The organism is Sandarakinorhabdus sp. (assembly GCF_051860625.1).
GTDB lineage: Bacteria > Pseudomonadota > Alphaproteobacteria > Sphingomonadales > Sphingomonadaceae > Sandarakinorhabdus.
In genome coordinates this window covers 1-1,216 of the sequence record NZ_JBHYDQ010000027.1, presented here as the reverse complement: position 1 = coordinate 1,216, position 1,216 = coordinate 1, and the positions used below count along the sequence as shown (strand labels likewise).

Sequence of the window (1,216 nt, the reverse complement as noted above, 5' to 3'; positions counted from 1 at the left end):
ATGGGCGGCAGGTCGATATGATCATAGCGGTGCCGGCAGCGCTGGCTCTGGCCCGACACGTCGGTACCGCAATGGCCACAGGCAGACGCCATTACACGCTCGGTCTTGTCCGGATCGCTGGCCAGGGGACGATGCTTGCCTTCACGCGATGGCCGCTTGCCGCCCTTGCCACCGCGCGGACGGCCACCGCGAAAATCGTCCTTCGAAGGCGGCTTGCTCGAGTTGGACGAGGTCTTGCGCGGCTTGCCGACCAGCGCTTCCAGTTCGGAAATCCGCGCGGCCATCTGCTCGATCAGCGCCTGCTGATCACGCAGCAGCGCGTCCTTCTCAGCCTCGGTCAGCCGGCGAAATGGGGCAAGCACCATTATCAGGATGAATCACGCCGCCGAGTCCGTGGCAACCCCCCTTCAGCCAGGGGGGTGAGCAATTACGCCCGCATCGCCGATCACCCGGCAAGCCGGCTCGACGAACTGCTGCCTTGGAACTGGCGCACGCCGCAGGGCCTGTTATCTCAGGCGGCATGACCGCCAGACGCGCCCCAAAGGCAGCCCCAAAGACTGCCATCTCCAGCTTCACCGAGATCGCCACACTGCGCATCGATCTCAAAGACAGCAATCCGCCGATCTGGCGCCTCGTTGAGGTCCCGACGTCTATCACCCTGAAGGTGCTCCACGATATCGTGCAGGTCACCATGGGCTGGCTGGATTATCACCTGTGGGAGTTCCGCATCGATGGCACGGTCTACGGCTTGCCCATGGACGAGGATTGGGGAACAGCACCGCGCAAATCAGCCGATCGCACCCGGCTTCGCGATGTCGTCGCGACCGGCACCACGCACATCGACTATATCTATGATTTCGGTGACTATTGGGAACACGTGCTCACCATCAGCGACATTCGTGCCGGCGAACCTGCCATAGGCTATCCGCGGTTCATCAGTGGCGAGCGTGACTGCCCACCAGAAGATTGCAGCGGGATCCCCGGCTTCTACGAGCTGCTCGAGGCCCGAGCAGACCCTTCCCATCCGGGCCATGCAGATATCAGAGAATGGCTCGAAGGCTATACTCCCGACGAACTCGACGAATTCCCAATCGAAGTCGCACTCGCCCGCATCGCCGCACGCCGAAACGCAGCCGCCAAGGTCGTGTCCGTCAATGTGGTGTAATTTGGGGTGTGGCACCGGGCCGTCATCGTCAGGCGGCTTTGGGTGTAATTT

The 1,216-nt window shown here is 62.3% G+C and carries 2 protein-coding genes; one reads left to right on the top strand and one right to left on the bottom strand.

The features are described 5' to 3' along the window. Window positions 1-365, bottom strand: a 365-nt coding sequence (locus ACTIEZ_RS15400; protein WP_439547571.1) for a DUF6444 domain-containing protein, incomplete at its 3' end; no start/stop codon positions are given. Window positions 366-520: 155 nt separating this feature from the next. On the opposite strand from ACTIEZ_RS15400, the gene ACTIEZ_RS15395 reads away from it, so the two are divergent. Next, entirely contained in the window at window positions 521-1,165 is a 645-nt protein-coding gene (locus ACTIEZ_RS15395) for a plasmid pRiA4b ORF-3 family protein (protein ID WP_439547570.1), read from the top strand. The last annotated feature ends 51 nt before the right edge of the window (window positions 1,166-1,216 follow it).